The following is a 13,585-nucleotide window of genomic DNA, read 5'->3' as shown; positions in this document are numbered from 1 at the left end:
AGAATTTGCCTTGGCGATGCATCGTTCGTTGATATCCTACGTTCAGCTCAGTTTGCCGCATCCCAGCAAAGCCTCTGGCTTCACCCTGGCACGTACTAAACGCCTGCGTCTCCCGCCGCCTAAGCGGCGGGAGACGATGTCTTAAAAGCCAGCAGCATCCATCGCGGCGATCACCCGATCAGGAGTAGCAGGCATATCGTAGACCCTGGCGCCACACGCGTTGCGCACGGCATTCAAAATCGCCGCCCCGGCGCCGGAAATGCCCAGTTCGCCGATCCCCTTGGTCTGGATCGGGTTGGCCATGTCGTCGCGTTCTTCGAGGAACACCACTTTCAGGTCACCGGGCACATCCGCATGAGCGGGCACGTGGTAGTTGGCAAGATCGCGCGTCGCCAGATGTCCGGTGCGCGGATCATGCGTGAGCTTCTCGGTCAACGCAGAACCGAGACCCCAGATCATCCCGCCAAGAGCCTGCGAGCGCGCTGTCTTCTCGTTGAGGATACGGCCCATCGCCATCACGCCCAGCATCCGTCGCACCCGAACCTCGCCGGTGTAGACATGCACCGCCACTTCGGCAAAATGCGCCCCGAAACCGGCCGAGAAATGGCTGTCGGCGGTGTCCCCCGCCTCGACGCTGGCTTCCTCTACAAGCTCCTCGTCGACCAGTTCCGACAGCGGCATCTCCCGGTTGCCGCCGCGCGCGATGCCGTTCTGCAAGGTAAGTTCGGACAGGCTGCACCCCATGCGCTCGGCAAGTGTTTCCCGGATCGCCTTCGCGGCGAGGAAGGTCGCCGAGCCGGCGGAACTCGCCCCAAAGGAGCCACCGGATCCCGATGCGCCGGGGAAGCTGGTGTCACCAAGGCGCACCTCGACCTTGGCCACGGGAAGGCCAAGCATCTCGGCCGTGATCTGGCCAAGGATGGCATAGCTGCCGGTGCCGATATCGGTCATATCGGTCTCGACCACTGCGCCGTCGCCGGTCAGGCGCACCCGCGCGGCGGACTTGATCAGCATGTTCGAGCGGGCGGCAGAGGCCACACCCATGCCGACATACCAATCGCCCTCTCGGCGCTCGCCCATGGGCTTGCGCCCGGCCCAGCCGAACTGTTCAGCGCCTTCGCGCAGGCAGTCGGCAAGACGTGTGGCGCTGAACGGCTGGTCGGTCATCGGGTTCTTGTCCGGCAGGTTCTTCAGGCGCAGCTCGACCGGGCAGATGCCCAGCTCTTCCGCAAGCTCATCCATCGCCTGTTCCAGCGCCAGCATCCCCACAGCCTCGCCCGGCGCGCGGACGGAGCCTGTAGGCGTGCGGCAAACCCTTGCAAGCGTCTGGGTGAAGCTCAGGCCTTCGGCACCGTAGAGGAACTGCGAGGCCTGGCTCACCGGCTCGGCGAATCCCTCGTCACGGATATTCGACACGAGGTCGTCATGCGAGAGCGCGCGCAGTCTGCCATCCTTATCGGCACCAAGACGCAGGCGCTGGCTGGTTTCGGTGCGGCGCAGCACAGTGTCAAAGACCGTCTGGCGGCTCATCACCACCCGCACCGGCCGCCCCAGTTCGCGCGCGGCAAGCGCTGCTGCCACCGCCTCCGGGCCGATCCCCAGCTTCGAGCCGAAGCCGCCTCCGATGTAGGGTGAAAGAATGCGCACCTGCTCGGGGTCAATCCCCAGCGAGTCCGCCAGTTCCTTCTTGTTGAAGCGCAGCATCTGGAGTGCGCCGCGAAGGGTGAGCGCATCGCCCTCCCATTCCGCGACCGCCGCGTGCGGTTCCATGGCCGCGGCCGCATGGGGCGCGGTTGTGTAGGTGCGGTCGAGCGTCACTTCGGACGCCGCGAAGGCTGCCTCGAAATCACCTGCGGTTTCCGGGTCGTCCTGTTCATGCGTTTCGCTTCGGGACGGATCGGTGATCACGTCAGCGTCAGCGTCGTAACTGACCACAAGCCGTTGCGCCGCGTCACGCGCGGCTTCAAAGCTCTCGGCCACCACAAGCGCAATCGGCTGGCCGTGATAATGCACCTCGTTGCCCGGCTGAACCGGCGCGGCGCCCGCCATGCCCTGCGCCGGATTGCGGGTCATCTTCGGGCCATGAAACACCCCAAGTAGGCCCGCCACCTCCGAGACCGACGACTCGTCGATCCTGGTGACGCGCCCCTGCGGGATGGTCGCGCGCACCAGCACGCCGTGCGCGGCGTTCTCGGGCAGCCCGTCGGCGGCATAGGCGGCGCGGCCAGACACTTTCTTGGGGCCCTCGGGCCGGTCGAGCGGTGCGCCGACGATCCCCTGCCCGGTTTCGTCCAGAAGGCGCGGCTGCGCCTCGTCCATACGGAATGTCTTGGTCATGCCGGGATCCTCGCGGTCTCGACGCCGGGCGCTGATGCGGCAAGGCCGGTGGCCTCGCGCAGCGCGGCGATCAGGGTGCGCCGCAACAGCGGCTTCTTGAACTCGGTATCGGGCTGGCAGCGGGCCTGCGTCAGAGCCTTGTCGGCGGCCTGACCGAAGACCTCGTCGGAGGGGGTTTGGCCGGCAAGCGCCTTCTCGATCTCCGGGTCAGTCCAAGGCTTCGGAGCGACACCGCCGATCGCGCAAGAGACCGAAGCGATACGGTCACCGTCCATCGCGACGGCAACGCCCACGGAAACCAGCGCGAAAGCATAGGACGCACGGTCCCGCACTTTCTTGTAGACCTGCCGTGTGTCGGCCTGCGGCGCGGGGAGATGCACAGCGGTGATGATGTCGTCCGGGGCCAGCACGGTCTCGATATCGGGACGATCGCCCGGCAGCTTGTAAAGCTCACTGATCGGAACGCGGCGTGCATCCCCGTGCGGCGCGCAGATTTCAACCTCGGCACGCAAGGCCGCCAGCGCCACTGCCATGTCCGATGGGTGCGCCGCGAGGCAATGCTCGGAGGTGCCAAAGATCGCCAGCATCCGCCCATCGCCCTCTTTCGCCGAACAGCCCTCGCCCGGGTTGCGCTTGTTGCAGGGCATGGCCGTGTCGTAAAAATAAGGACACCGCGTGCGCTGGAGGAGATTGCCGCCGGTGGTCGCCTTGTTGCGGATCTGCCCGGACGCCCCGGCAAGGATGGCCCGCGACAACAGCGGCCACCCTTCGCGGACGCGGGGATCTGCCGCCAATTCGGAATTGGTGACAAGCGCACCGATGCGCAGGCCCTCACCGTCTTCGGATACATCCCTAAGACCGTCGATCCGTGTGATGTCCACCAGCCGCGATGGGGTCATCACCTGGATCTTCATCAGGTCCAGCAGATTGGTGCCGCCCGCGATGATGCTAGCGTTCTCGCCAAGCTGGCCCGCAGCCCCGGACAGGGTCTCGGCGCGTGTGTAATCGAACTCCCTCATGATTTCACCTCGGCCGCCATGGCAATGGCTTCACGGATCAGCGGGTAGGCAGAGCAGCGGCAGAGATTCCCGCTCATGCGCTCGGCGATCTCGGAGTCATCGAGCGGCATCTCTCCCTCAAGCGACGCCGAGGCGAAGGACGGATCGCCGGCGCGCAGTTCTTCGAGCATCGCGGTGGCCGATACGATCTGGCCCGGTGTGCAGAACCCGCACTGGTAGCCATCCTGCGAGACGAAGGCCTTTTGCAGCGCGCTAAGGGCTTCGGGACTGCCAAGTCCTTCGATTGTCGTCATCTCATCGTCTTCGTGCATGGCGGCGAGGCAGAGGCAGGAATTCACCCTCTTGCCGTTGACCAGAACCGTGCAGGCGCCACACTGACCATGATCGCAGCCTTTCTTTGTTCCGGTCAGGCCCAGCTGGTCCCTCAGGATGTCGAGAAGGGTGGCGCGCGTGTCGTGCTCGACCTCGCGGGGTTCACCGTTCACTGTGAAACGTGTGCGCATATGGCTCTCCTTTATGAAGGTGGCTTCGAACCGCACAACGCGCGGCGCTCCCAAAGCCAGAACCGCCCACTCAGCGATCGTGTTCCGAAAAAATTCTGAAGCGCGCCTCGTGATCCGCAAAAGAAGCCGCAAAGAGCGAAACTATTGCGGAAGATTGTCGCGCGGTCTGAAACGCGCGCGATGGCCGTCTGGGGCTCAGACATCGCTGCGACCCGACCGGTGTACGGCTTCACTTCGCCCGCAGACTGCTGTGATGACCGGACGAAAGAGTTCACGTTCGACGGATGCTTTCACTCCACGCAGTGCGGCACCCAGCTGGCCTCTCCACGCGGCGCCCGGCACATCCTGTCTTCGGCCTGACAGTGTATGCCTTTAATTATCCAGTCTTCTCTTCTAGACTTCGCGCAAATCACTTGTGTTCGTGAGTAGATTTTTCGTCAGGTCAATATTGGGGGATAGTGAATGCCAGAGGCCACCTTCGGAGAAGCTGTCGCAACCGGGATCTCTGGCTTGGATCGTGTCCTGCACGGGGGATATCCGCAGGGCCGCATCATGCTTGTCGAGGGGGCACCCGGAACAGGCAAGACGACCTTGGCTCTGCAATTCCTGGTCGAAGGTGCCAGGCAGGGGAAACGCGGGGTGTTCTTCAGCATCGCGCAGTCCCGATCCGAACTGGATATGATCGCCCGGTCGCATGGCTTCGATCTCGATCAGATTTCGATTTACACCCCCGAGCTCGGCGCATCGGGCGACGAACGGGTATTCTCGGTGGACAACAACCAAGCCGATCTGGTGAAGCTAATGGACCAGGTCGCGGCTGCGCTGGAAGAGACCAAACCCGATCTGTTCGTGTTCGACTCGCTACTGGAACTGCGGTTGCTGTCAGATGCACCAACGCATTACCGGCGGGAACTTCTCTCGCTGCGCCGCGAGCTGCGCGAGGTCGGAGCCACCTCCCTGCTGGTCGATCACCTCGAACCGGCTGGCGGCGAACGGAACGCCGAGGGTATCGTGCATGGCGTGATCAAGCTTGAGACGGTGACCCCGGAAATTGGTGTGCCGCAGCAGCGCTTGTCCGTCACCAAGTTGCGCGGCGCCCGCTACACGCAGGGGTACCATGACTTCAAGATCGCGACGGGCGGTCTGATCGTCTATCCGCGGGTCATTCCGCAGCAGGCCAAGCCCGTACGGCTCGAGGATTGGCTTGTCCCTCACCACAAGGCGCTGGCAAGCCTGCTCGGCGGCGGCATCGAATTTGGATCCTCGCTTTTGATTGCCGGGCAGTCGGGTACCGGCAAGTCGACCATGGCGACGGTGCTGAGCGCGGACGCGGCAAGCCGCGGGCTCACGGCGGCGCTGTTCCTGTTCGAGGAACGTCCCGAGGTGCTGCGCGGCCGCTCCGCCGGTGTCGGGCTGGAGATCGAGGATCAGGAGGCGGCGGGCCGGATCCTTCTGAAGCACTTCGATCCTGCCGAGCTGTCACCCGGCGAATTTTCCAACGCGGTTCTGCAATCGGTCGACGACGGCGCGCGCGTCGTGGTGATCGACAGCATCACCGGGTATCTTGAGGCGCTGCCAGACCAGAAGCACGCGATCACGCATCTGCACACCCTCATCCAACACCTGACACGGCGACAGGTGCTGGTCATCGCGACATTGTCGCAGCACGGCCTGCTTGGCGCGCAACCGAGAACCGACGTCGACAGCAGTTTCATTGCTGACTCGGTGATCCTGCTGCGGCAATACGAAAGCGGCGCGGACATCCGCAGATCCATCGCAGTGGTCAAGAAACGGCACGGCAACCATAAGCGCAACATCGAGGAGTTGGTCATTCGCCCCGGCGCAGTCGAGGTTCGCAAAATTTCCGCGGAGACAGAGAAGCGGACGAAGTCAGCGGGGCAACTTGGCGGATAGTAAGCCCCAGGCAGCCCGCAATGCGCACCCTGTGCTTGTCCTCGCCCCGCTGGGCGGTGACGCGAATGCCCTTGCCGAATGCATCGAGTCGAGCGGGCTGCAAGCATGCTGCCTGTCCAGCGCGACGCAACTCGCGAAGCGTCTTGCTGCGCCGGACGAGCCGGAGGCCCTAATGGTGGTGCTCACCCATGAGGCCGCCGACGCGGACGTCGGACGCATCCTTGCCGACACGATGAATGCCGAGCCGGAATGGTCGCGCCTGCCAATCCTGATCCTCGCGAGTGTCGCCAACCGGCCGCCGCCAGCCTGCGCCGTGCTCGACCGAGAAATTGAGTCTGCGTCCTACGTGCTGCTGGAGCGTCCCGCCCCGCCTGCGGTTATGGTCAGGCTTCTGGGAACCCTGGCGGGAACCCGCAAGCGTCAGTTCCAAACGCGTGATCTGCTTAGGCGGCTGGAAGAGGAAGAGAAACGCACCACCTTCCTGCTCGGCGAGTTGCGGCATCGCGTCCGCAACAGCCTTGCGGTGCTGCGATCTCTGTTCAAAATGACAGCGCGCACCTCCCAAAGCGTTGAAGAGCTGTCCGTCACCTTCGGTGAACGGTTGCGCACCCTCTCTGACGCGCACATCCGGCTCGCCAACGAAGCAGGTGGCGAGAACACACTGGCGACACTGGTGAAAGATCACGTCGCCCCCTACGCGCCAGATCCCGGGCAGGTCACGATAGATGGCCCCGCAGTCAGGCTTACGGAATCCGTGGCGTTCGACCTCGCGCTCGTGATCCATGAGCTGGCCACCAATGCGGCGAAGTATGGCGCGCTCAGCGTTCCCGACGGACTAGTGGAGGTTCGTTGGTTGTTGGATAATGACAGTGCCACGCTTGACCTGTCGTGGCGCGAAAGCGGCGGCCCTCCGGTACAAGCTCCGACGCGCCGGGGCCTCGGGACAACGCTGATTTCAGGTTTCTTCGCAAGCGAAGGAAGCGCCCCGGAACTGAGCTACGACCCGGATGGCTTGGCATGGCTGGCCAAGCTGCCAAAAGACTGCTTCGCACTTACTGGCGACGCAAACATACGCGGGCAAGACTGTCAGCCTTACCAAAGCTGACCCACAATTCGCTGACCCGCATTGCAGGGGATGCCAGTGATCGCGCCGTGGGGCAGCTTCAGGATAACGCATCCAGCCTTCGGATGCCCGATAGTAGGACGCCGCTTTCAGGCGCCGCCGGCATACGGTTCAGTGCCACATCTAGGTTCTGTTCGGGCAGATCCCAACTCAGCCTGCCGCACAGGATGCGCACCGCCGCCGTCATCAGTGCCAGGGTCACACGCTCCCCCGGACATCGGTGAGTGGTGGCGGCATCCCCTCCGCCCTGGGGCACAAAGTCCTCATTCGGATGCCGCCAACTCAGCTGTCGACCCGGATGAAACTGATTTGGCAGCGGGAAAGCCTCTTGTGATTGCAACGTGCCCCAAAGATCAGCCAGCACCCACTGACCTGACGGCAAGTCCAGACCTTCGTGCGACACCTTCCGGGTGGTCATCGCACCGACCATCGGAAAGAACGGGGACTGACGCCGCACTTCTTCGCAGAACTGTTCGATGTCTACCCGATCGGCGCAGCTAAGGGTTTGTTGCCATTCCGGCTCCACTGCCAGGGTGCGCGCAAGGAAGGCGATGTAGCGACCAACTGCAACAATCGGTCGAAGCAGGTTAAGGATCTCGACCACAGCTGTTTTGGTGGCAAGCGGAGCACCATCTTCCTCAAACGTCGCGACGCGGCGGGCCGGGCACCCTTCGGGAAGGCCAGGCAGTGCCCGCGCCAGCTGCCTCTCGACGCGCCGTCGTCGTAGCAGTGCGGCCATCGTTCCGGGCCCGACTGACCCGGCACGAGCGCTCATCTCGACGAGTGCCTTGCGAAGCGCCGCATCACCGCTGATGCTCTGGTCGAATCCTGCCCACTCGCACGCCACTTGCGCGAGGGTATCGCTGGCCTCGGCCAGGACATTGGCTTCCCCTTCATCGCAAAGCCGAGCGGTCCAGACACGGCCAAACGCCTCGGCAAGGCGTTCCGCGGCGTCTTCCTCCACCAAGACCGCCATGAACAACGCCTTGCGGTGCCTGTGAGCGGCCCCATCGAGTTGCTGCACGCTGCCTTTGTCCTGAAGCAAACGCAGCACCGTCGGCGGCATCGCACCTCGCCGTGTCAGCCCGTCGGCACCGTAAAGTAGCCTGATACCGCGCCCCCCTGTCAGGCAAACAGCCTTGCGCCCCATCAGCCGGGTGCGAAAGGCGTCTGTCCCCAGCCGCATGCAGCGGTCCGGGATAAAGCGATAGCCCTCTCGCAAGAGCGCGAGCGTGGCATCAGGGGCGCCATCCGAAGGAAGCGCGCCGGGTCTCATATGAAGGGCTTCCCCCCGGTCACCGCGATCGTCGCCCCCGAGGTGTAGCTCGAGGCCGGATCCGCCAGCATGACATAGGCCGAGGCCAGTTCCGCAGGCTGGGCCGGGCGCCCCATGGGGTAGTTCGCGCCAAAATTCGCCACGCTCTCTGCCGGCAAGGTTGCCGGGATCAGAGGGGTCCAGACCGGGCCCGGTGCCACGCAGTTCACCCGGATCCCGCGCGGCCCCAGCGACTGTGCGAGACCGGCGGAGAAGTTCTGGATCGCGCCCTTGGTGCTGGCATAGGCCAAGAGACCCGGGTTGGGCATGTCGGCATTCACCGAGGCTGTGTTGATGATCGACCCGCCCTGTTTCATCAGCGGCACGGCAGCCTTGGACAGGTAGAACATCGAAAAGATGTTGATTCGGAACGTGAGTTCCCATTCCTCGTCCGGGATATCCTCGAACGTATCGTACTGCATCTGGTGCGCGGCATTGTTCACAAGGACGTCGAGGCGGCCGAACTGGTCGGCGGTACGGGCGACAATGTCACGGCAATGCTCCGCGGACTGAATGTCGCCAGGCAACAGAAGGGCACGCTGCCCAGCGTCCTCGATGAGGTGTCGGGTACGATCTGCTTCGGCGCTCTCGGACAGGAAGGACACCGCCACGTCGGCCCCCTCACGCGCATATGCCAGTGCGACGGCTCGTCCGATGCCGCTGTCGGCCCCCGTGACAAGGGCCGTCAGCCCGGCAAGGCGGCCCGAGCCACGGTAGCTGTCCTCACCGTGGTCCGGCACGGGCTGCATTTGCTCGGTATAACCCGGCAGGTCTTGCGACTGTTCGGGAAACGGGGGGCGGGGATGGTCCATGGGGATGATCTCCGGTGGTTGTTCCGTGGGTGTTGTCAGCCCAACAGGCGAGCGCCCTGAACGTTCCGGCCACGGCGCGATGTCGGCAAGCTACTGCCCAGAGCCTTGTCTGCAGGCGTTCCGGCGCCGGTAGCGGCGGGATGGCTGAGCCGCCGTGCCCGGCGGCACCCGCATCATCAGGAACATTCTAATCGGAACAGAGGTTGTCCTCACTCAAGCAGCCGACGAAGGAAAAAGTGAGCCATGACGACCCGGCAGCACACCCCAGAACATGGCTCGGATGAGCCTCGATCCGGTCCTGAGGCGGTGCCAGCGCTGGTCGAGCGCCTGCATAAGCTCGCGGACGGCGCCGAAACTGTGTCCTTCGCAGAGCTCAACAGGACCATCGGGGCTCAGGGCCATGCACCGCTTTTGATGGTTGTTTCAATTTTCATGATCCTCCCGATCGGCATGATCCCCGGGATCGGTGGCGCTCTCGGGGCCATTGTCGCGTTAATCGGACTACAGATGCTTCTGGGGCGGGAAGGCATCGGGCTTCCGGCCGTGTTCGGTCGCAGAACACTTTCGGCGGAGCGATTGTGCCGCGCCGCCGATCGCATCCGGCCTGTTGCCGACTGGCTGCGCAAGCGGCTTCGGCCACGCTGGAGCGCGCTTGCGGAGGGCCGCGTTTCTCTTTCGATCATGGCAATCCTGCTCATGATCGCGGGCGGCTCTCTTCTCGTTCTCGGCGCGATACCGGTGATGACGCCGCTTCTTGGCCTGCCTGTCGCCGTATTTGCCTTGGGCGTCCTGGGCAGAGATGGGTTGGTTGTCGCGGCGGGATATGTCCTCCTTGGGCTGGTGATCCTTGGCGGCATGTGGATGAAGATGTCGTCGGGCTGAGGTCAAGCGGGCCGGGTCGCCGCCCCGTCAAGGGACGGCGTCGCCCTGCCCCGCATCGCCGCCACGGCACCGATCCGCGTTGCGCAACATCTTGCGTGCCACGCCTTCGGACCCTGATCCATTCGGTAAAACGCGGGGCGCGGGCCTGATCGGTGCGCTACAGGGCCCGATCACACGTCCTTCTTCTGACTGGCGGCCTTTCTGGATACGGCGGCCTCGTAGATCGTCAGGACAGCGGCCGAGAAAGCTTCGACAGAGTGCTTCATCGCAGCCTCCCGCGCAGCGCTGCCCATGACCTCACGTTTCGTGTTCGAGACCATCAACCCGTGCAGCGTCTCGGTCCAAATCTCGAGGTCCTCGGGCGTCGCGTAGCCGGTCTCCCGGTTCTCGACGAAGGCATCAATGCCGCTGGAGTTCACGGCAACCACAGGCAGGCCCGCCGCCATCGCCTCGAGCACCACCATACCTTGCGTTTCGGCAGCCGACGCAAAGACGAAAATGTCCGAGATCGTCAGCCAGGACGGTACCTCGTCCGAGGGCACCGCCCCCACGAGGCGTACGCAGTCCCGCAGGTCCAGATCCTCTATCATCGCCTCCAGCCTGGCCCGTTCATCCCCTTCTCCAAGCACCAGCAGGCGAAAGCGGGGAGCGCCTCGATCCCTCAGGGCGGCCGTCGCCCTGAGGATGAAGGACAGGTTCTTTTCCGGCGACAGGCGCGCGGCCGTCACGAGCAGAAGGCGACCGTCGGGGTTTACCTCATGGCGTAGGTCCCTCAACCGTTCGGGCACCTGATTGCAGTAAAGCTCGGTCTCTACCCCGGTCGGCTGCACATCCACCGGCCCGTCGACGCCGATCAGACGGATGTAATCGCGGGTGACAGGGGTAGGAACGATGACGCTATCGCAGCGATTGGCAAAACGGTTGATGATCCAGTGTGCCACGACATTGCGGAAAAGCGCGCCCGGCAACGGTACGATATGGGCGAAATGCTCCAGCCGGGTGTGATAGGTGAAGACTGCCGGAACCTTGAGCCGACGCGCCAGTCGCAGCCCAAGCGTCCCCAGCCAGAACGGATGGTGCAGGTGGACCACATCCGGGGCAAATTCCCTCAGGCGCCTCCAGGTGCGCAGGTGGAACGGGTTTGCCAGCCGGATCATGGAGCCCTCGCGCGCAAGCGCCGGCACGCGCCAGACGCTCGGCTCGGTCAGGCTCGTGCCATAGGACGGGCAGACCACCAGCACCTCGTGTCCCTGCGCCTCGAGCCCGCGCTTGAGACGCTCGACCGATAGCGGCAAGCCCCCCGTGAAGGGCAGATAGGAGTTCGTGAACATGGCGATGCGCATCGGACGCCCGAGATCGACCGGATCGGGCATGTCGTAGCTGGGATAATAGCTCCGGTCACGGAACAGCTTGTCGTAGAGGTACACCCCCAGCACCACGAGCAGCGTGAACCCCAGCAGGAAATTCCAGATTCCGACGTAGAAAAGTGAGTAGATGTAGAACCACACTCCCTCGATCCGCCGGGCCAGCGGGCTCGGCGCGGTCTCGACCGGTATCATGGCAACATCGACGCCGCCCGGCCCGACCTCCAGTTCGAGGTAGTGGTAGAAACTCGTGTCGTCGTTCAGCACCAGCCCGCCTGCCCCGCCGGTAACGATATGACGGGTGCCGTCGACGGTCTGGTCGGAATAGGTCGAGGCCCCGGCCGAGATCACCACGTCGACCCCCAGCTCGTCCAACAGGCCAAGAAGCCGCCCCCGGCCCTCAGGCTCGGACCAAGCCCCGGTGTCGGGCTCGAACAGAGTGTCGGGCACCGGATCCAGCAATGGGTGCCCGAGAAATACGATGATCGGCCGCGCGTCGCGCGCGTCCAGAATGTCGCGCAGCCAGCGCTCCTGCCAGTCGGTCGGGGTGCGCCCGGTGGCGTCGAGAAAAACCAATCGGGCGGCATTGAGGCTGACGGAATAGAAATAGGGGCCGAACCGCTGGTAGAACCGACCTGCGCCGAACTCCTCGACCTCGTTCTGGCCAAAGGTCAGCAGGTAGGGTTTGCGCAGATGGCCCAGCGTGCCGAGGAGAGCGCGGTACTTGTCCTCGCCACCGGCGCTGACGATGTTGCCCGCAGAAACCATAAAATCAGCATCTGACGCGTTGATCCGAGGCAGGATCTCGTTCTCGAACACACCAATCGAATTATTGGCCTGCCCCACCACCGCAAGGCTCAGAGTTTCACGATCCCGGTCCGCCTGCTCGATCCTTTCGATCTGCGACACCAGCAGCGCGCTCCCGGTGGGCGCGTTGACGTAGAGGTAGATCTTGTACCCCAACACCGCGAGCAGCACGGAGACGTTGATCACAAGCAGCAGCGAGAGGAACTTGCGGAGCTTCACGTGCGTATCCTTCCCGGCCGCAGGACCCGGAGCGACACCACCGCTCCGATCGCCATTCCCAGGTAGATCGTCAAGAGACGCCAGGCGAAAATGACAAGAAGCAGCTGCCCCTCGCCCACCTGCCCGGCCATGAGCCCTGCGAAGGCAAGCTCCGAGAACCCGGCCCCTCCGGGCGTGGGTGCGAAATACATCAGGAACGTCACCACCGAAAGCGTTCCGATCACGGTCAGCCAGTCCGGCTCGAGCCCGAGCAGCGCCATGAGCAGCGCCGGCATTGCGAAGAGGGCAAGTAGGAACGCCAGTGTCGCGACCACCGCCGCGACCGACAGCTGCGGCGCGCCTGAGAGGAAACGGCCGAAGCCGTCCGAAAAGGACCGGGCTTCGCGGCGCAACGCCTGTGTCCATGCGGCGCGGCGCTCCTGCCCAAGCAGATGCATCCGCTGCAGCACTGCCAAGCCCCACTCGCAGGCGGCAACCATCCAGGCCGGGCGCAGAAGAAGCACGAGAAAGCCCGCCATGTACACCGCGATCACCCCGGCGATCGTGTTCACCAGCGCGCCGGAGCTGCCAGCGACGTCGACCTCCGGCGCCAAGACGAGGAACAGCGGCGCCGAAACGAAGATCACCAGCATCGCAAGGATCGTCCGGATCGTCGTTGCCGCCGCCGAAAGCCCGACCCCGACACCGCAGCGTTGCAGGTACCAGATCTGGGCAAAGCCGCCGCCGGTCGCCAACGGGGTGATGTTTGAGAAGAACAAGTTCACGAACACGAGCGGCATGATCTGGCTCAAGGTCACAGGCGCGTCCAGGGCGCGCAGGACGAAGTAGAGCCGCAGCCCGTCCGCCAGGAAATAAATCAGCAGTAACAGCGTAATCAGCGCCACGGAGCTCGGTGCGACCAGCCGCGGATCGAACCGGGGGATACCGTCTCCCACGAAGGCGGCGATGGCCCAGAACGCGGCACCGCTCAGGAGAAGGAAGGCCGCCGCGCCAAGGACGAACCGTACCCTTCCCGGTGATCCGGTTGTTTTGTCTTTCATCATGCGGGTGTTGCTCCGTCATAGCGCGCTGCAATTGCGAGACATATGCCGATCTGGGCGGGTGCCGACAATGGCTTGCGACGCGAGCCTTCCGCACAGCGCAAATGCTGGACGGGCTATCACGCCAAAAGTCGGGTCGAGGCGCGCCCTCTTGATGGTGTGGACGCCCCCTCACGGCATCGCTGTGCCAAGGTAGCGGTGTCGAAATTCGCTACGAGGAGGAAGCGTCCATGGAGAAGGTTAGCATTGT

The 13,585-nt window shown here is 64.1% G+C and carries 10 protein-coding genes; 3 read left to right on the top strand and 7 right to left on the bottom strand.

Going from position 1 to position 13,585, the window contains the following annotated elements:
- Window positions 1-141 precede the first annotated feature (141 nt).
- Genes IEX41_RS10180 through IEX41_RS10170 form a run of 3 tightly spaced genes read right to left on the bottom strand, consistent with a single transcriptional unit; the run spans window position 142 to window position 3,859 of the window.
- Window positions 142-2,337: a xanthine dehydrogenase family protein molybdopterin-binding subunit gene (locus tag IEX41_RS10180; protein ID WP_188790152.1), complete on the bottom strand. Its 2,196-nt coding sequence runs from the start codon at window positions 2,335-2,337 to the stop codon at window positions 142-144.
- The gene (locus IEX41_RS10175; RefSeq protein ID WP_188790151.1) at window positions 2,334-3,356 is read right to left on the bottom strand and encodes an FAD binding domain-containing protein; all 1,023 of its coding nucleotides are present in this window, start codon (window positions 3,354-3,356) and stop codon (window positions 2,334-2,336) included. The genes IEX41_RS10180 and IEX41_RS10175 overlap by 4 nt, the downstream gene beginning before the upstream one ends.
- A complete protein-coding gene (locus IEX41_RS10170) occupies window positions 3,353-3,859 on the bottom strand; it encodes a 2Fe-2S iron-sulfur cluster-binding protein (protein WP_188790150.1) in 507 nt (168 codons plus the stop codon). Before IEX41_RS10170 ends, IEX41_RS10175 begins: the two co-directional genes overlap by 4 nt.
- A 462-nt stretch (window positions 3,860-4,321) precedes the next feature.
- Here IEX41_RS10170 and IEX41_RS10165 point away from each other — a divergent pair, with 462 nt between their 5' ends.
- Together IEX41_RS10165 and IEX41_RS10160 are read left to right on the top strand one after the other, a co-directional pair.
- Complete coding sequence (locus tag IEX41_RS10165) at window positions 4,322-5,773, top strand: DUF7125 family protein (protein WP_188790149.1); 1,452 nt, start codon at window positions 4,322-4,324, stop codon at window positions 5,771-5,773.
- Between the two features lie 31 nt (window positions 5,774-5,804).
- A complete protein-coding gene (locus IEX41_RS10160) occupies window positions 5,805-6,878 on the top strand; it encodes a sensor histidine kinase (RefSeq protein ID WP_188790148.1) in 1,074 nt (357 codons plus the stop codon).
- Window positions 6,879-6,936: 58 nt separating this feature from the next.
- Here IEX41_RS10160 and IEX41_RS10155 read toward each other — a convergent pair whose 3' ends face one another.
- On the bottom strand, window positions 6,937-8,172 hold the full coding sequence (locus tag IEX41_RS10155; RefSeq protein ID WP_188790147.1) for a cytochrome P450: 1,236 nt from the start codon (window positions 8,170-8,172) through the stop codon (window positions 6,937-6,939).
- Window positions 8,169-9,023, bottom strand: coding sequence for an SDR family oxidoreductase (locus IEX41_RS10150; RefSeq protein WP_188790146.1), 855 nt, complete (start codon window positions 9,021-9,023; stop codon window positions 8,169-8,171). The genes IEX41_RS10155 and IEX41_RS10150 overlap by 4 nt, the downstream gene beginning before the upstream one ends.
- 306 nt (window positions 9,024-9,329) lie before the next feature.
- Between IEX41_RS10150 and IEX41_RS10145 the strand changes: the two genes are divergently transcribed.
- The gene (locus tag IEX41_RS10145; RefSeq protein WP_229673135.1) at window positions 9,330-9,905 is read left to right on the top strand and encodes an exopolysaccharide biosynthesis protein; all 576 of its coding nucleotides are present in this window, start codon (window positions 9,330-9,332) and stop codon (window positions 9,903-9,905) included.
- Window positions 9,906-10,075: 170 nt separating this feature from the next.
- Here IEX41_RS10145 and IEX41_RS10140 read toward each other — a convergent pair whose 3' ends face one another.
- Together IEX41_RS10140 and IEX41_RS10135 are read right to left on the bottom strand one after the other, a co-directional pair.
- On the bottom strand, window positions 10,076-12,295 hold the full coding sequence (locus tag IEX41_RS10140) for a glycosyltransferase (RefSeq protein ID WP_188790144.1): 2,220 nt from the start codon (window positions 12,293-12,295) through the stop codon (window positions 10,076-10,078).
- Complete coding sequence (locus tag IEX41_RS10135; RefSeq protein WP_188790143.1) at window positions 12,292-13,338, bottom strand: lysylphosphatidylglycerol synthase transmembrane domain-containing protein; 1,047 nt, start codon at window positions 13,336-13,338, stop codon at window positions 12,292-12,294. The genes IEX41_RS10140 and IEX41_RS10135 overlap by 4 nt, the downstream gene beginning before the upstream one ends.
- Between the last annotated feature and the right edge of the window lie 247 nt (window positions 13,339-13,585).

It is taken from the genome of Salipiger pallidus, from assembly GCF_014643635.1.
Lineage (GTDB): Bacteria > Pseudomonadota > Alphaproteobacteria > Rhodobacterales > Rhodobacteraceae > Salipiger > Salipiger pallidus.
This window is presented reverse-complemented; position numbering and strand designations above follow the sequence as displayed.